The following is a 15,596-nucleotide window of genomic DNA, read 5'->3' on the forward strand; positions in this document are numbered from 1 at the left end:
AGCTGCAGGGAAACGCCCGGTCCCATTCCGAACCCGGAAGCTAAGCCTGCACACGCTGATGGTACTGCAACCGGGAGGTTGTGGGAGAGTAAGTCACCGCCGACACCAAACAACAAAAACACAACAAAATACAGAAACAATAAGAAGGGGACGGTTAAACACCGTCTCCTTCTTTTTATGTTTTGCTATTCTCCTCACCATGGACCAAAAGCAAATTTCTTATGTGGCGGACCGGGTCGAGCAAGGAATTCTTGGCCTCGAAGGCGTCGATAAGCTGCTGGCTTACTTGGACAGCCTGCATCCGGATGATTTGGCCGGCGTGGATTTCCTCGTTGACCGCATGTTTGAGGAGGAGCGTAACCAAATATGGGAGCTCACGGAAGCGCTTAAGGAGTTTCTCGCGGATCTAAAGGAATGCCAGAAGTAGTGCAGACGCTTGACGAAGCAACCAACACCCTTGTAACCCCCTCAGGTTTGAATCTGACTGATCCCGACGATTCACGGGCGTACGCCGACCAGGTGTGGCAGGCGGGTGTGCTTTTGAATGTGGCAATTGATGAGCCTCAACACTTGACCAGCGAAGGCGTCAAGTCAATAGAGCCTTGCGACGTCTTCCCGGTCGCGCAACGGGCGCTAGAAGAGGTTCTGCTACAGTTGCCGCTGGTTAATGATCCAGTTGGGTCCTTGATCTGGAGCGCGGAACGCTTGGCCCAGGAACTACCTCAGGCCGCCCAATTGGCCCAGGTTGACGGTCTGCGCTTGGCCGAGTGGCTTTTGGGCGTTCTCGAGTCGCCGTATGCGGAGCAGGTTTATATCGACCCCGTACAGTACGCGCAGGCTCTAGGACCTGAAGGCCTCAAAGAGCTGCGCGGGCGTGCGCAGGGTGAGTTTGTCGGTCGTCGGTTAGCGGTGCTTTCCGGTTCTGTCGAGGAGGTATTTCGTACCCACACGGACGGATACGAGCAGCTCATTAGCGGGCTTTCGGAGATCGGCCGGTTCGACCTTGCCTACACGTACTCGGAAGAAGCGATGCGAATCCTCCCCGCTGAGGAAACGTTCAACATTGCTGGTGGTTGGGCCGCGATTACCGACGTCCACTTTCCTCACCGCAGCCCTTACGTCAATGAGCGAGTATTCGACGCGTTTCCACGGCTTTCGGCAGCGAAAGGTCTTTTTGCGGCGGTGGGGGATAGCGCAGTGGAGCACATCGAGGCTCGGCTGCGCGATAGGCCCTGGGATCTTTCAATGTTTCAGTATCAGTGCCTACGCGATCCGCAACGAGCATGGGCGACAGCCTCGGACGCCGGGCTCCAACGCAATGTGGCAGAACGACTTCTTCCGCACCTGCCGGTCGAAACCATTCCCGTTCTTATGCAGCTTATCGAGGAGAAGCTGGAGACAGAAGATGCCTATGGTCGCGACCAAGCGTATGAGTTGCTCGGGAAAGTTCAGAAAGCAGCTGAGCCGGCTTCATTTGAGGACTTCTTAGGTCGCCTACAGCGGAAGTTTGCTGACTGCCCTGAAATTCGCAACCAGCTTTCCGACGCCGCCCAACCCTAAACCTTTGCTTTCACCCCCGCTAGTGTGTGGGGTGGGACTCTCGGGATCCCTGCGGGTTTAGGGTATCCTATTCGAACATAAACACCCCCACCCAAGGTATATGTCCACTAGTCGGGATACTATAAAGGCACTCGTTAGAAAACACATACGAACTCTGTTCTTCTCTTCTGGAGTGCCCTGCTTATGACTGCCACACTTGCCCCGCCCGAACCAGATACCACCCTCGACTACCCAGACACCCTCCTCATCGGTGACCACCCCGACGCGGCCTACGACACCGATGGAGACCAAGACAGCCCGGAAGCGTTCTACACCACGAACGCTCCCGGCAACCACATCGGCAAAGCCGGCACCTACACACGCAAAACCTCCTGGTTCCTCTACCGCGCCATCCTCCCCCAACTAGACGACGACGTTGACCTGAGCCTGACCAGCCTCGCCAAAGACCTCGGCATCTCCTACCACAAACTCCTAGGCTTCCTCCGCGCCCACTTCCGCATGCGCCAACTACCCCTCGTCACACAAGTCCAAGGCCAGCACTGGATCCTCGACCTGACCAAACTGCGCATCATCGACCGCGAACTCAACCCCCTAGACAACAACCCAGACCACCTCGAAGCCATCGACGCCGCACTCGCAGACTTCCTCACCCCCACCACACCCAACCAAACCGTCCCCACCGACGCAGATCTGCGCCGCTTCATCCGCACCTTCATCGACACCCACCTGCGCCCCGAAGACAAAGAACAACAACCCGAACCACGCCTGCGCATCAACTACAACCCCGATAACACCACCACACTATCTTTGACCTGCGATAGCGCCACCGCCACCATCATCGCCCGCCACATCGACGCCTACACCAACCAGACCGCAACCACCGCAGCACAAGGACTCATCGACCTCATCCTCGAAGACACCCACACCAGCGTTGCCATCAACACTGAAGTGCCCCGAGTTTTGTTCCTAGGCATTTGCCTTGATTTCTATTATTTCTTGCGGCGGGTTCTGCTTCCAAAAATCGGTTTCCACTTCGACTGGGGTTCGGTATCCCAAGCTTTGGTGAAGCCTCATCTCGTTCCACCATGACACCCACTCGAACGTCGCGATTTCTACCTCGACAACATCATCCCACCTGCGAGTATGGATCAGCTCGTTCTTGTAGGAGCCGTTAACGTTTTCAGCCAGAGCATTGTCATAAGAATCCCCGACAGTTCCGGTGGAAGCGGCAATCCCGTGCTGGGCAAGGCGCTCGTTGTAGACCACGCTGACGTACTGCGAGCCGTGATCCGAATGGTGAATGAGACCTGTTGTTTCCTCAGCACACACGATCGCCTGATTAAGAGCTTGCAGCGGCAACGCTTCGGTGCGCATGGAGTCTGATAACGCCCACCCAACGATCCGTCGGGAGTAAACGTCGGTGACAAACGCGGCATACACAAAGCCTTTCTTCGTGCGCACATACGTAATGTCAGCCACCCACAGTTTGTTCGGGCCGGGGGCTTTGAACTCACGCTCGACCAAGTCTGGGCGCAGATCAGGCACGTTAGGCTTACGGGTTGTAAGAGGTGATCTGCCTTTGCCTTTGCCAGAAACACCGGCCAAGCGCATTAAACGGGCAGTTTGTTCACGACCGATATCAATTCCGTCACGGCGGAGAGCATGCCACATTTTCCGTACACCGTAGACACCGTAATTATCCCGATGAACAGTTCTAATGCGTTCGACCAGCACAGCATCACGAAGGCGACGAGCACTTAACCCACGGGCTTTGGACTGGCGATAGCCACGCGAGGTGATGAACCCACCAGCCCGGTTATTCTTCAACGTCTTACAGATGAACTCGACAGAGAAACGAACCCGGTATTCATCGATGAACCGGATCATTTCCGACGTTTTGGGTCGAGTTCCGACGCGAAAAAAGCTGAAGCGGCCTTCAGCAGCTCATTAGTGTCGCGTAGCTCTTGATTTTCACGACGCAGCCTCGCGTTTTCCGCGGCCAAATCTTCAGGCACAGGTTCTGGGATGTTTCCCGCACGACGGGCCTGTTGAGTCCATTGACGGGCCGTATGCCATGAAACCCCCAGCTTTGGAGCTACTGCCTGGCACGCGGCTTGCATCGACATATTTTCTGCCAAGATGCGATCTTCCACGAGACGGACCACACGGTCCTTTGCATCCTGGTCAAATTTTCTTGGCATATTCCAGATTTTCCCATCTACTTAAACGGAACAAAACCTGGGGCACTTCACACCTTTACAACCAACCCTGACACCAACCTCGTCTTTCACCCCGGTGCCGGATGGATAAACCTCAACCACGCACCCACAGACAACACCTTCATCCGTAGGCTTAACGCCGACGACATAGACTCTTACACCCCCACCACTGACATCCGCGCCTACACCCAAGGCAGAGACGCCACCTGTCGCTGGCCCGGCTGCACCGTCCCCGCCACTAGGTGCCAACTCGACCACCGCATCGAATACCACTTTGGCGGGCCTACCAGCCCAGATAATTTAGTAAACCTCTGCCAACACCACCACAACATCAAAACCGACCGCAGAGTCCATTACATCCTCGACCCGATTACCGGAACCATCGCCTGGCTCCACCGCGATGGCACCTACCAACTAGACCACCCCACGGGACCATTAGCCACACACCACACCCACTGGAACCACACCTGGGCCCAATACCTCACACACCAACAACAACGAACAAAAAGTAATGAAGGGAAAAGATAGAACCCCAAGCCCAGCGGTTTGGTCGCGCAGGCATGGCTGCATGTTCAGTGCTTTACTCGGTCCCTTTTCGAGGGCGACCGAGCTGCAAAGCATGCCCTAAACCGAGTATCCGAGTGCATTGCGCGTTCGCGCTGTCCTTGGCAGGAGATGGGGCTTTATTCAGGCTAATGGGTGAGATCTCATGGAAGTGGAGCATCGGTTATTTCTCATGAGCACGTGGTAGTGAACCAAATAGCCTTATGGTGCTTTAGAGTACGAGGAGGTCGAACTTCGTGGCCTTCACGTCCGAAAGGCGCTTGCGGGCGCGCTCGAGGCGCTGCCATTCTTCCTGGGGGATGGACTTTCGGGCGATGGTGACGGTTTCGGCGTCGGGGGTGCCCCAAGCAATGGGCATAGGGGTGATTTGCTGCCAGTGGTTGTTGTCCGCGCGGCCGGACACAGCGGCAACGGGAACCTTGGTGCCTACGGTGCGCTGGGTGCCGGGAATAGCGGTCACGGTGCGCAGGCAAGCGGCCCAGCGGGGAGGCAGGGAAGGATCCACGTTGGTGTTGACCAGGGCGAGCAGGACCATGTCGCGTTCGTTGACCTCAGCGATGACGGCCGGGGCGAGGGGGTAGGAGTCATAGAGCTGCTGGGCGGTGCCGACTTTACGGGCGGCGGCGAAGCCGACGATGGCCACCATGATTCCGAAAAGGATCATGCCGAGACCGATGGTAATGCCCCAGGAAAATCCCCACCAGATGGCCGCGCCGCCGATGATGAGCAGGATGCCCAGCACGAGGCCGGAGATACGAAGGCGGTTGGAATCGCGCAAGAGCTCGTTATTGGCCTTGGCAAAGGACTCGTCTACGTCGAACTTGAAGATTTTCATTGTTCCAAGTCTAGTGCGTCGATAAGCCGGTAGGCATATCCCTGCTCGGCGAGGAAACGCTGGCGGTGCACGGCGTAGTCCGCGTCGAGGCTATCGCGGGTGACCAGCGAATAGAAAAGAGCTTCCTCTTCCTTGGGGCGCAGCAGCCGACCGAGGCGTTGGGCCTCTTCTTGGCGGGAGCCAAAGGTACCGGAGACCTGGATAGCTAGGGCCGCCTCGGGAAGGTCGATGGAGAAATTGGCCACCTTGGACACCACGAGAACAGGAAGTGTGCCGTCGCGGAATTGTTGGAAGAGGCGCTCGCGCTTGGCGGTGGAGGTGGAGCCGTCGATAACGGGGGCGTCGAGATGCGCGCCGAGCTCTTTGAGCTGGTCGACATAACCGCCGATGATGAGCGCCTGCTGTGGGTGCCGGGCCAGGATCTTGTCCACCGCACGGAGTTTGGCGGCGGCTTGGGCGGCGATGCGGTAGCGGTCGCGAGGTTGGACGGTGGCGTACAGCATGCGTTCCTCGGCGTCCATATCCACGCGGACCTCGATGCATTCGGCGGTGGCGATATAGCCGGCCATCTCGAGCTCTTTCCACGGGGCGTCGTAGCGCTTGGGGCCGATGAGGGAGAAGACGTCGCCCTCGCGGCCGTCCTCGCGCACGAGGGTAGCGGTAAGCCCTAGCCGACGTCGCGATTGAAGGTCCGACGTCATCCGGAATACCGGGGCGGGAAGGAGGTGCACCTCGTCGTAGATAATGAGGCCCCAGTCGCGGGAATCGAAGAGCTCGAGGGCGCGGTATTCGCCCTTAGTTTTGCGCGTGACCACCTGGTAGGTGGCGATGGTGATGGGTTTGATTTCCTTCTTTTCGCCGGAGTATTCGCCGATTTCGTTTTCGGTCAGGGTGGTGCGGCGCAGGAGCTCGTCGCGCCATTGGCGGCCGGCGACGGTATTGGTAACCAGGATGAGTGTGGTGGATTCCGCCTTGGCCATCGCAGCCGCGCCGACGATCGTTTTGCCAGCGCCGCACGGCAGCACGACGACGCCGGAGCCGCCGGACCAGAAGGCTTCGGTGGCGTACTGCTGGTAGTCACGCAGCTGCCAGCCGTCGTGATTGAGGGCGATGGGATGGGATTCACCATCGACGTAGCCGGCGAGATCCTCGGCCGGCCAGCCTGCCTTGAGAAGGGCCTGCTTGAGGCGGCCGCGCTCGGAGGGCGGGACGGCGATGGAGTTCTCGTCGATGCGCGCGCCGAGGAGTTTTCCGGTAGCGCCGCGGGTAAGTTCTTCCAGGATGGGCGGCTCATCGGACTCGAGGATGAGGCCGTGGGCCGGGTGGGCGTGGAGGCGGACGCGGCCGTAGCGGGACATGGTTTCGGCGACGTCGACAAGCAGGGCTTGGGGGACTGGAAAGCGGGAGTAGTTTTCCAGGACGTCGACGACCTGCTCGGCGTCGTGCCCGGCCGCGCGGGCATTCCACAACGCGAGCGGGGTGATGCGGTAGGTGTGCACGTGCTCGGGGGCTCGCTCGAGCTCCGCAAAGGGAGCGAGCGCGGCGCGGGCCTCGGCGGCCTGGGCATGATCCACCTCGAGCAGGACGGTCTTATCCGACTGCACAATCAATGGTCCATTCATGGCTCCAGCGTAACGGAGGTGATCCGGTGCAAGGGAAACCGGATGGTAGAGCCATCGGCCGCGCGAGCGTCGATCTGCCCGCCCGCCACGGTCAGCGGGGTGACGGTGCGTTTCTTTTCGTTGCCGTTCTTATCCGCATAGCCGATGGTGATTGGCCGGGCAGTGCGCGCGGCGGCGTGGACTACATCGAGGCTGGGCGTGGAAGGCGCGGCGTCGTCGCGCAGGGTGCGCATGGCCTTCGCGATGTCCGGGGAAGCGGTGGCTCGGCGGGCGGTGGGCGTCGGCAGGGTGGCCGGTTCGGGCGCGACTGTAAGGCTGGCGCCGCTTTCGTCCTCTGCGGCAGGGGAAAGTCCGTGATCGCGCAGGCGCTCTAGCAAGTCGTGCACCGGCAATTGGGACACCGCGACGCTGGGCGCGAGCAGGCGCAGGGGCGCCGCCTTGAGCGCAATCTGGAGGAGAGCCGGGTCCTCGCTGCGCAGGTAGGACAGTGCCGGGCCGGAGCGCAGGGTGCCATGGCGCTTGGCGACGTCCCCGATGTGGAACTCCAGCGTCTGCGGCACCTCCCCGTGGGCGGCGAAGAATGCCTGGATTTCCTCCCCAGTCATGCCGCGATCCAGGCCGCGGCGCAGGGAAGCGTCCGAGATGCGGTAGACGCTGGCCAGGCCGGGGGACTCGAGGTCGGCGACTGCTTCGAGCCGCTGGTGGGTCTCCGGATCGAGCGGGCCGGGAACCAGTACCGTCATATCCGCTTGGATGAGGAAGTAATCGACCGTGTCGGGGGTGAGGCGGGCGGCGGCGTCGGGGGCGTCGATAAGCACGCTGGTGGGGCGCTCAAGGGCGATGGCGCCGATCCACTCGGCTTCCGCGCGGAGTTCGGCGATGGTCTCGTCCGAGGTGTGCGTGGCAAAGAGCGGAAAGTGGAAGCGTAGGGATTCTTCGAAGGTGGGCTTCGCGCCGCGCAGGTAGACCTGCAGGACCTTTTGCCTAAATTCCGGCAGCCGGTCATTAGTGTGCGCTAGCGTGCGGCCTTCCTTGGTCCATGGGGAGGCAGTCCAGGCCTCGAGCAGAAGCTGCCATTTTTCCGCGAGGCCCGCATCGAGCCAGTCCTGAGAAAGCTCCGTTGGCGCGAGGAAGTTGCCCTCGAAGTTTTTCGGTTCGCCGCGGCTGAGCAGACGGGCGCTCATGCCGAGCTCAATGAGGCGACGCAGCTCTCCTTCATCGATGGTGAGGGTTTTGCTCAGGTTGGTGAGCTGGCGAACGCCGACGGTCTTGTCCTTGAGCAGTTCTATCGGCCGCGCGCCTAGGGCGTCAATGACGCGCTGCATGCCGCGCACGGCGGATAGTCCGGCCGCGGTACCGGCATCATCGGCCTTGGAATTCGGGGCAGGGGATTCGGTGATTCCCTCCACCGGAATCGGTGCGGTGGTTTTGCCGTTGAGCGCAAGGTGCACGGCGCGCGGCAGGCGGACGGTGGTGGCGTCCACGCGCTGGAGCAGCTGCTTGGCGATGAGCCGCGGAATCGGCCGGGCCGGATCCGCATCGATGGCTGCATCTCGCGTTGTGCCCAGGCCATTGGAACGCGACAGGGTCAGGAGAACCTTCCGTTCTTCGTCCGGCAGCTCGGCGATGTCCTCCGGGCTGACCTGGACCTGGTCGAGGAGGGACCAGCCCGTGGGAAGGGCGGGCATGACCTCGGGCGGGATGAGGATGTTGCCGTAGGCCAAGCCACGTTCCTTGAGCTGGCGGGTGATATCCGGATTAAGGTCTTCTACCTCTTGGAGCTCTCCGCCGCGGCGCGCGATATCTTCGATTTCCGCAAGCTGCCGTGCAGTGCAGTTCATGAGCGCCCGCGCGATAGACGTGCGCAGTAGTAGGCGGGTGGCGAGCGCAGCGATGCTCGGGGGTAGCGGATTGAGCACATCCGGCCGGTTGCGGAGGATGGTGGCGAGCTCTTCTTCCTCAAGGGAGGCGAGCCACGTGCGGAAATGCGGGAGGTGGGAAGACTGAGTCATGATGTCACCCCAGTTTAGTTATCGTTTGAGTTACGTTTTTGCGCAAGGTTTGAAATAATAAGGGCTATGTCGAATCAGAAGAAGGGTCACGTTTCCCCGGCTTGGCCGAAGAACGAAAATCGCGAGCACGCAATCACGGAAATCTCTGCGCCTTTTGCTGGTGCATCCAGCCCCTACGGCGATGATCTGATCTTGCCGATGCCGGCAGAGAAGCTGAACTACGTTCACCCTTATACTCGCATCAATCGCTAGAGTATGTCCCCGCCTTGGTGCGGGGATTTTTCTTTCATACAAAAAGGGCCCCTTTGCTACTGCAAAGGGGCCCTTTCTCGCTATGTCTTAGCGGGTGATGTTCTCAATCATCTGCGCAATCGGGTCGATGACGTTGCGGTTGGCAGAGTAGAAGTTGTTGAAGTCGTGGCGGTTAGCCTTGTACAGCTCGGTGAACTGCGGGGGCAGAGCCAGGCCGTAGGAGTTAGCGGCATTCTTGATGGTGTTGTACAGAGCATCAACGGCCAGCTCATCGGACTTCTGAGCGGCAGCCTGCTTGACCGGAGCCGGTGCCTGGGCCGGAGCCTTAGGGGCAGCGGACGGAGCGGTGCGCTGGGTCGGAGCGGAGTTCAGGCCAAGGGAAGCGGAGCAAGCCGGCCATGCGCCCCAGCCCTGGGAAGCAAGCACGCGCTCGGCGACGACAATCTGCTGCTCGCGGGTAGCCTGGTCAGCGGTAGCAGCGAACTGGCCGCCACCATTGGCCTGCCAGGTCTGCGGGTTGAACTGCAGGCCGCCGTGGTAGCCGTTGCCAGTGTTGATGTGCCAGTTGCCGCCGGCCTCGCACTGTGCCAGACGGTCCCAGTCGGAATCTGGGGCAGCGGATGCGGTCGGTGCCATGATGGCAGCGGCGGCGCCGAAGGCGACGGTGCCGGCGGTGAACTTAGCGGCCATACGGTTCTTAGCGGAGTGGCGTCCCATGTAGTTAGTCCTCTCTGTGTGCCCGCATTAAGTGCAAAGAATATGTACCAAAAAGAAAGGGCGGGCGAGGGCAACTTTCTTAACGGCTCTTAAATGTCTGTGGGACAGCGTAGCGGTTTATAACGAAAGTGTCACGTTATGGGCACTAAATGGGAAAGAAATGGGGCGAATGTGGCGAGTGTAGGGGCATTTGTGCAGGTGAGTGGCGAAGTGTGATCTGTGCCATATAACGCGGGTGTGTCGCGCTAGTGCGCGTAACTTCTGTTGTTTTGACCAGGCGGCTAAAATAAAGATTTTCCCCTAGAGAAGAGGTGGGTACCTATGCCTATTGGCAAAGTGAAGTGGTATGACGCCGAGAAAGGTTTCGGTTTCGTCAGCAACCCGGGCGATGAAGACGTCTATGTTGGCCGCAACGTGCTGCCCAAGGGAGTAGAGGAACTGTTCCCCGGCCAGCGCATCGACTTCGATTTCGCGGCCGGGCGCCGCGGTCCGCAGGCGCTGCGGGTCAAGGTATTGGATAAGCCGCGTCGCCGCACGCCGGCCCGCAAGCCGGAAGAGCTCGGCAGCATGGTCTCTGACGTGATGACCTTGCTGGAGTCGCAGATTCAGCCGGTGCTCAATTCCGGCCGCTACCCAGAGCGCAAGACTGGGCGCCAGGTAGCAGAAATCCTCCGCGCAATCGCGAAGGATTTGGATAGCTAATCAGAAGCCTTCGTGGATTCCTCCGCGGAGGCTTCTCGTTCTTTATCGGTCATCGTGGTCAGCGACCACACGGTGGCCAAGGGGGTTTCGTCACCGTTGTCATCGGTGCCGATCATCATGGAGGAAATCTCCACCACCTTGAGTCGGGGGCGCTTGCCGGTAGAGGCCTTGATGGGGTCTACCGAGCCGGGGATCGATACCTCGGTGGTCTCGTTCGCGCCGTGCGCGGTTTCATCGTTGGCGGCGGGGTCATCGTAGATGGAAAGAATCTTCCACTCGTGGTCGGAGATTTCTTCGGGGATATCGAGCTTGAGGGTGTCATCATCGCCCACGGTGAGGTTCGGGACCTCGCCTTCTGGGCACTCGGTGCCGGGCTCGCATGCGATGTAGGGGGCGACGTCGATGGACTTATCGCCCACGGAGGCGGTGACCGTGATGTCGCGGGGATCGGGACCCGGGCGCTGGTTCCACCAGTTCTGGAAGATCACTACGGCGGCGACGATGACCGCCACGACCACGATGAGGGCCAAGATCTGCAGCAGCGACTTTTTCCTTGCTTCCTTACGGGTTGCCATGGGCCTTTACCTTACTCGAACGTGGAAGAGTTCTTCCCACCGCTTGCCGGTAAGCCAGAACTCATCGTCTTTAATGTGTGCGATGCCGTTGAGGACATCATCGGGGTCGGTATAGCGGGACTTATCAATCGCGTCGGTAGCGATGACGGCGGTTACGCGGCCGGTGGACGGATCGATGCGGTAGATGTTGTCATCCATCCACACATTGGCGTAGACGGCATCGCCCACGCACTCGAGTTCATTGATGTCTTCGAGGGGCTTTCCCTCCAGGGTGACGTCGGTAGTGGATCGCTCCGCGAAGGTCTCTGGGTCCATGTGCCGCAGGGTCGCGGAGCCATCGGACATGAGGAGATCCTCGCCGGTATTGCACAGGCCCCAACCCTCGCCCGAGTAGGTGGCCGTATCTACCTGGCGCAGGTCGTGGTCGTATTTCAGGGCTTGGCCGGACTTCCAAGTCAGCTGCCAGATGGAATCGCCGGCTTGGGTGATTCCCTCGCCAAAGTAGCGCTTGTCCAGGCGCGTTTCGGCCAAGGTCTCGCCGGTTTCGGGGGAGAAGCGCTCCAAGCGGGATTCGCCCCACTGGCCGGTTCCCAGGAGCAGGTTGCCGTCCGGATCGGTTTCGAGGCCTTGTGTAAAGGAATTGGGCGGCAGGGAAGCGGTGCCGAGAACCTCGACGGAGAGGTGTTCTACTTCGGGTTCTGCTGGGGTAGAGGAACAAGCGACGAGCGTGCAGGGGAGGAGAATGCAGGCGGCGCGGGAAAGAAACGACATGCACCATATGTACCACCGGGTGCGCTCCATAATGAATAATGAGGGGCGTGAGTAAGCGAAAAGCAAATCCGTTGATCGATTCCCGCGCCGTGCGCATTGCGCGCGAGGCGTTGGATGAGGTGGGGGAAGGGGGCGTCGGCAAGCATATCGGCGTCGCCGGGATGGGCCGAAACGTTGCTACCCACCGATTTGAAGCAGAAATGCCTGGCTACCCTGGCTGGGAATGGCAGGCGGTGCTCGCCTGCGCGGAGGGATCGCGCTACGTCACCGTCAATGAGGTGGCGCTGGTGCCGGGAGGGGAGGCCCTGCAGCCGCCGGAATGGGTGCCCTATGAGGATCGCGTGCGCCCCGGTGACCTCGGCCCCGGAGACCTGATGCCACCGGCCGTGGATGATTCCCGCCTGGATGGGGAAACTTTGTCTAAATCCGGCCTAGAAGACGCCAAGAAGCGCTGGCGCACCGAATTCGGGCCCAATACGGATATGGCGGCCAAGGCGCGCCTGCAGTGCCGCACCTGTGCGTTTTATGTGCAGCTGTTGGACAACTATGGCGTCTGCGCCAATGAGTACTCGGCGGACGGCCGGGTGGTGCACTCGCGCTATGGCTGCGGTGCGCATTCGCAGACGCGCGTGCGGGAAGAAAAGAACCCGGAAGTGGCCTTCGATGATGAAAAGCCCATCTTCCAGGATTTTGAAATCGAGGATTAAGGCAGCACACTTATGGCGTAAGACTCGCTGTACGTGAAAGGCGCAGGCGTTGAAAGCCACTCTCGATCGCTATTTCCATATCTCTGAACGTGGTTCCTCCATCGGAACCGAGCTACGCGCGGGAACGGTCTCGTTCTTCGCCATGGCCTATATCATCCTCTTGAATCCGCTCATCCTCGGTACTACCGAGGACGCGGAAGGCTACGCGCTGGGCGTGCCACAGGTCGCCGCCGCCACCGCGTTGGTGGCCGGCGTCATGTCCATCCTCTTCGGCGCCATTGCCAAGTATCCCTTCGCCATGGCCGCAGGCCTGGGCATGAATACCTTCGTGGGCGTGAGCATGGTTGCCACCAGCGGGCTGACCTGGCAAGAATCCATGGGCCTGGTGGTCATCGAGGGCATTATCATCGTCCTGCTGGCCATCTCCGGTTTCCGCACCGCCGTCTTTGACGCCATCCCGCAGTCCATGAAGGCGGCGATGGGCGTGGGCATCGGCATGTTCATCGCCATGATCGGCCTCGTGGATGGCGGCTTTGTCACCCGCGTGCCGGACGCCGCGCACACCACCGTCCCGGTGAGCCTGGGCGTCAATGGTTCGATTTCTACCTGGCCGGCGCTGGTCTTTGTCATCGGCCTCATTATCTGTTCCTTCATGGTTATCCGGAACGTGCCGGGTGGGCTTTTTATCGCCATCGTGCTCACCACCATCATCGCGTTTATTATCCAGGCGTTTACCGGCTCCGAGGACTGGGGCATGGCCGCGCCCGTGAAGCCGGAGGCGCTCGGCGGCATTCCGGATCTGTCCATCGTGGGCGATGTGAACCTGGTGGGCGCCTTTACCAAGATCGGCGTGGTCTCTACGGTGCTGCTGATTTTCACTCTATTGCTGACCAACTTCTTTGATGCGATGGGCACCATGACCGGCCTGGGCAAGCAGGGCAAGCTTGTCGACGCCGACGGCAACCTCCCCGATATGAAAAAGGCCCTCGTCGTCGAGGGCTTTGGCGCCGTGGCCGGCGGCCTGGGCTCTGCTTCTTCCAATACCGTCTTTGCGGATTCCTCCGCCGGCATTGCCGATGGCGCCCGCACCGGCCTGGCCAACCTCATGACCGGCGTGCTGTTCCTCGCCGCGATGTTCTTGACGCCGCTGTATGAAATCGTGCCCATCGAGGCCGCCTCTCCGGTTTTGGTCATCGTCGGCGTAATGATGGCCGCGCAGCTGACCGAGATCCGCTGGACCAAGATGGAGATCGCCATCCCCGCCTTCCTGACCATTGTGACCATGCCGTTTACCTATTCCATTGCCAACGGCATCGGCGTGGGCTTCATCTCCTTCGCGCTCATGTCCACTTTCGCCGGCAAGGCCAAGGACGTGCACTGGATCATGTGGCTCTTGGCAGGCCTCTTCGTGATTTTCTTTGGCATGGATCCGATTTCCAATGCCATCGGCTAGCCTAAGGGCATGCTGATTACTGACCCCGCAGACCCTCGCCTGGACGATATTCGGAACCTCAACAAATCCGATAGGTCCGGCGAGGGTCTCGTCATTGCTGAGGGCCCGCTGGTGGTCTCCCGGCTGGCCGAATCCCGGTTCCCCATGCGCTGCCTCGTGGGTTTTCCCAAGAAAGTGGAGGCCTATATTTCTGAGTATGGCGAGCCGGAATGCCCCATCTACGAGGTCTCTCGCGAGACCCTAGCGGAGGTGGCCGGTTTCGATATGCACCGCGGGCTGGTCGCCGCTGCGGACCGCGCCCCTGAGCCGGAGGTGAGCGAGATCGTGGACTCCGCCCAGACCATCGCCGTGCTCGAGGGCGTGGGCGATCATGAAAATATCGGCGCCATTTTCCGCCATGCCGCCGGCATGGGCGTGGATGCGGTGTTGCTCGGCTCCGGTGCGGCGGATCCGCTCTACCGGCGCTCGGTGCGCGTGTCCATGGGGCACGTGCTGCGCTTGCCCTTTGCCCATTTAGAAGGCGGGTTTACTACCTGGCAGCGTTCCTTGCAGGCGCTTGCCGACGCCTCCTTTACCCTCATTTCCCTAACCCCCAACCCCGAAGCGGTGCACTTGGCCGAGGCCATGCATGGCCTGGATAAGGTGGCGATGCTCGTTGGCGCGGAGGGCCCCGGGCTTACCGAACACGCAATGAAGGCCACCGATATACGCGCACGCATACCGATGGCCCCTGGCACCGATTCTCTTAATGTGGCGACCGCCGCCGCCATTTCCTTTTATGAGCGCCAGCGCTCCTTGAGCGACTTAAACGTCTGAGCGCTCCAATTGCCAATGAGCGATCCCAAGTGCTTGGCGGTGGAGATGATTTCCTCGCCGGTGGATTCCGGCTCGGCGCTGTGGTCCTCGTAGTCGTCATAGTCGTTCAGACCCAGCTTATTGGCGGACTGCGCGGCTAGTTCTCCCACGGTCCGCTTCGGCTTCGGCGGGTCGATCTTTGGCTCTGGGCGGCCATCGACGGCGTAGCCCACGACGTCTAGGTCCGGGCCATCGTGCCCGACCTCAATGCCAAGCCAGTATTCCTGCGCCGCTTCCATGATGCCCTGCGGCTCGAAGGGAAGGGAGATACCGCCGAGCGGCTCGTACTTTTCGCCCGCCCAGTAGGGTGCCTCGAAGGGCTCGGGCAGGCCGGTGTCCTCGTAGAGGTGCTCGCGCGTAGCGCATAGGCAGCGCTTGAGCTCGCCGCCCTCCCACAGGGCGAAGCCGGCGTAGCCTTCCTTCTCATTGCTCGCCAGCGCAATGACGCGCTGGGCTGGCACCGCATTAAGGAGCGTGTCCGGCAGCTGGGAAAGGAGAACAGAATCCCCCTCGCAGACTGTTTGCACCACGGTGATGCCGGGGTAGCCGCCGATGTAGTACTCGTTCGGATCCGTTTGTGCGGAGCGGTTGAGCGGGAATTGCCCAATCGGCGTGACCGGGAAGGTCGGGTCCAGCTGGGCGAGGAATTTCCGTCCAAAGCCGCGATCCGCCTTGGGCTCGGTCTTCAACACCTCTTCCGCGTTGGGCTGAGAGATGTACCAGAGAGTAAGTACTGCGTGAGAGATGTCCAC

At 60.5% G+C, this 15,596-nt stretch carries 16 protein-coding genes and 1 rRNA gene; 9 read left to right on the forward strand and 8 right to left on the reverse strand.

Annotated features, from left to right (window positions below; genetic code table 11):
- The 3 genes from rrf to MHX61_RS08605 all read left to right on the forward strand — a co-directional run.
- A 5S ribosomal RNA gene (gene rrf / locus MHX61_RS08595) occupies positions 1-105 on the forward strand; the annotation flags it as partial.
- A 94-nt stretch (positions 106-199) separates the two neighbouring features.
- On the forward strand, positions 200-427 hold the full coding sequence (locus MHX61_RS08600; RefSeq protein WP_239194155.1) for a tRNA 2-thiouridine-synthesizing protein: 228 nt from the start codon (positions 200-202) through the stop codon (positions 425-427).
- Positions 427-1,560: a hypothetical protein gene (locus tag MHX61_RS08605; protein WP_239194156.1), complete on the forward strand. Its 1,134-nt coding sequence runs from the start codon at positions 427-429 to the stop codon at positions 1,558-1,560. The genes MHX61_RS08600 and MHX61_RS08605 overlap by 1 nt, the downstream gene beginning before the upstream one ends.
- A 966-nt stretch (positions 1,561-2,526) precedes the next feature.
- Here MHX61_RS08605 and MHX61_RS08610 read toward each other — a convergent pair.
- A protein-coding gene (locus tag MHX61_RS08610; RefSeq protein WP_239194158.1) for an IS3 family transposase occupies positions 2,527-3,761 on the reverse strand; the annotation gives its coding sequence in 2 pieces (ribosomal slippage) (positions 2,527-3,473 and positions 3,473-3,761; 1,236 coding nt in all).
- On the opposite strand from MHX61_RS08610, the gene MHX61_RS08615 reads away from it, so the two are divergent.
- Positions 3,675-4,307 carry an HNH endonuclease signature motif containing protein gene (locus tag MHX61_RS08615; RefSeq protein WP_370658415.1) on the forward strand — a complete coding sequence of 211 codons (633 nt, stop codon included), beginning with the start codon at positions 3,675-3,677 and terminating at the stop codon, positions 4,305-4,307. The two genes, MHX61_RS08610 and MHX61_RS08615, sit on opposite strands and share 87 nt — an antisense overlap.
- Before the next feature lie 247 nt (positions 4,308-4,554).
- Here MHX61_RS08615 and MHX61_RS08620 read toward each other — a convergent pair whose 3' ends face one another.
- From MHX61_RS08620 to MHX61_RS11355, 3 genes are read right to left on the reverse strand one after another with little or no spacing between them, the layout of a single operon-like run.
- Positions 4,555-5,178 carry a DUF3239 domain-containing protein gene (locus tag MHX61_RS08620; protein WP_150851107.1) on the reverse strand — a complete coding sequence of 208 codons (624 nt, stop codon included), beginning with the start codon at positions 5,176-5,178 and terminating at the stop codon, positions 4,555-4,557.
- On the reverse strand, positions 5,175-6,800 hold the full coding sequence (locus MHX61_RS08625; protein ID WP_204609858.1) for a DNA repair helicase XPB: 1,626 nt from the start codon (positions 6,798-6,800) through the stop codon (positions 5,175-5,177). The genes MHX61_RS08620 and MHX61_RS08625 overlap by 4 nt, the downstream gene beginning before the upstream one ends.
- Positions 6,797-8,812 carry a helicase-associated domain-containing protein gene (locus MHX61_RS11355; protein ID WP_304504374.1) on the reverse strand — a complete coding sequence of 672 codons (2,016 nt, stop codon included), beginning with the start codon at positions 8,810-8,812 and terminating at the stop codon, positions 6,797-6,799. The genes MHX61_RS08625 and MHX61_RS11355 overlap by 4 nt, the downstream gene beginning before the upstream one ends.
- A gap of 66 nt (positions 8,813-8,878) precedes the next feature.
- Between MHX61_RS11355 and MHX61_RS08635 the strand changes: the two genes are divergently transcribed.
- On the forward strand, positions 8,879-9,064 hold the full coding sequence (locus MHX61_RS08635; protein ID WP_005329460.1) for a hypothetical protein: 186 nt from the start codon (positions 8,879-8,881) through the stop codon (positions 9,062-9,064).
- Positions 9,065-9,151: 87 nt separating this feature from the next.
- On the opposite strand, the gene MHX61_RS08640 is transcribed toward MHX61_RS08635, so the two are convergent.
- Positions 9,152-9,781, reverse strand: a complete 630-nt coding sequence (locus MHX61_RS08640) for a resuscitation-promoting factor Rpf1 domain-containing protein (RefSeq protein ID WP_275435529.1) — start codon at positions 9,779-9,781, stop codon at positions 9,152-9,154.
- 321 nt (positions 9,782-10,102) lie between these two features.
- Here MHX61_RS08640 and MHX61_RS08645 point away from each other — a divergent pair, with 321 nt between their 5' ends.
- Complete coding sequence (locus tag MHX61_RS08645; RefSeq protein WP_005323875.1) at positions 10,103-10,483, forward strand: cold-shock protein; 381 nt, start codon at positions 10,103-10,105, stop codon at positions 10,481-10,483.
- Here MHX61_RS08645 and MHX61_RS08650 read toward each other — a convergent pair.
- Positions 10,480-11,058 (reverse strand): DUF2771 domain-containing protein, encoded by a 579-nt coding sequence (locus tag MHX61_RS08650; RefSeq protein WP_239194160.1) that lies wholly within the window; start codon positions 11,056-11,058, stop codon positions 10,480-10,482. The two genes, MHX61_RS08645 and MHX61_RS08650, sit on opposite strands and share 4 nt — an antisense overlap.
- Before the next feature lie 6 nt (positions 11,059-11,064).
- Positions 11,065-11,829 carry a glutaminyl-peptide cyclotransferase gene (locus tag MHX61_RS08655; protein ID WP_239194162.1) on the reverse strand — a complete coding sequence of 255 codons (765 nt, stop codon included), beginning with the start codon at positions 11,827-11,829 and terminating at the stop codon, positions 11,065-11,067.
- Between the two features lie 38 nt (positions 11,830-11,867).
- Here MHX61_RS08655 and MHX61_RS08660 point away from each other — a divergent pair, with 38 nt between their 5' ends.
- From MHX61_RS08660 to MHX61_RS08670, 3 genes are read left to right on the forward strand one after another with little or no spacing between them, the layout of a single operon-like run.
- Positions 11,868-12,536, forward strand: coding sequence for a DUF3027 domain-containing protein (locus tag MHX61_RS08660; protein ID WP_204609848.1), 669 nt, complete (start codon positions 11,868-11,870; stop codon positions 12,534-12,536).
- A gap of 49 nt (positions 12,537-12,585) precedes the next feature.
- Positions 12,586-13,989 (forward strand): NCS2 family permease, encoded by a 1,404-nt coding sequence (locus tag MHX61_RS08665; protein ID WP_239194164.1) that lies wholly within the window; start codon positions 12,586-12,588, stop codon positions 13,987-13,989.
- A 9-nt stretch (positions 13,990-13,998) separates the two neighbouring features.
- On the forward strand, positions 13,999-14,805 hold the full coding sequence (locus MHX61_RS08670) for an RNA methyltransferase (RefSeq protein ID WP_204609844.1): 807 nt from the start codon (positions 13,999-14,001) through the stop codon (positions 14,803-14,805).
- On the opposite strand, the gene MHX61_RS08675 is transcribed toward MHX61_RS08670, so the two are convergent.
- On the reverse strand, positions 14,766-15,596 hold the full coding sequence (locus MHX61_RS08675) for a hypothetical protein (protein WP_239194166.1): 831 nt from the start codon (positions 15,594-15,596) through the stop codon (positions 14,766-14,768). The two genes, MHX61_RS08670 and MHX61_RS08675, sit on opposite strands and share 40 nt — an antisense overlap.

Origin of the sequence: Corynebacterium sp. ACRPF (assembly GCF_022347395.1) — a bacterium.
In the GTDB taxonomy this organism is placed as follows: Bacteria; Actinomycetota; Actinomycetes; order Mycobacteriales; family Mycobacteriaceae; genus Corynebacterium; species Corynebacterium tuberculostearicum_D.

Excerpts from the sequence above, each read along its gene's own strand:
- MHX61_RS08600 (WP_239194155.1), top strand. The coding sequence starts at position 200 with ATGGACCAAAAGCAAATTTCTTATGTGGCGGACCGGGTCGAGCAAGGA.
- MHX61_RS08620 (WP_150851107.1), bottom strand. The coding sequence starts at position 5,178 with ATGAAAATCTTCAAGTTCGACGTAGACGAGTCCTTTGCCAAGGCCAAT.
- MHX61_RS08625 (WP_204609858.1), bottom strand. The coding sequence starts at position 6,800 with ATGAATGGACCATTGATTGTGCAGTCGGATAAGACCGTCCTGCTCGAG.
- MHX61_RS11355 (WP_304504374.1), bottom strand. The coding sequence starts at position 8,812 with ATGACTCAGTCTTCCCACCTCCCGCATTTCCGCACGTGGCTCGCCTCC.
- MHX61_RS08635 (WP_005329460.1), top strand. The coding sequence starts at position 8,879 with ATGTCGAATCAGAAGAAGGGTCACGTTTCCCCGGCTTGGCCGAAGAAC.
- MHX61_RS08640 (WP_275435529.1), bottom strand. The coding sequence starts at position 9,781 with ATGGGACGCCACTCCGCTAAGAACCGTATGGCCGCTAAGTTCACCGCC.
- MHX61_RS08645 (WP_005323875.1), top strand. The coding sequence starts at position 10,103 with ATGCCTATTGGCAAAGTGAAGTGGTATGACGCCGAGAAAGGTTTCGGT.
- MHX61_RS08650 (WP_239194160.1), bottom strand. The coding sequence starts at position 11,058 with ATGGCAACCCGTAAGGAAGCAAGGAAAAAGTCGCTGCTGCAGATCTTG.
- MHX61_RS08655 (WP_239194162.1), bottom strand. The coding sequence starts at position 11,829 with ATGTCGTTTCTTTCCCGCGCCGCCTGCATTCTCCTCCCCTGCACGCTC.
- MHX61_RS08660 (WP_204609848.1), top strand. The coding sequence starts at position 11,868 with ATGAGGGGCGTGAGTAAGCGAAAAGCAAATCCGTTGATCGATTCCCGC.
- MHX61_RS08670 (WP_204609844.1), top strand. The coding sequence starts at position 13,999 with ATGCTGATTACTGACCCCGCAGACCCTCGCCTGGACGATATTCGGAAC.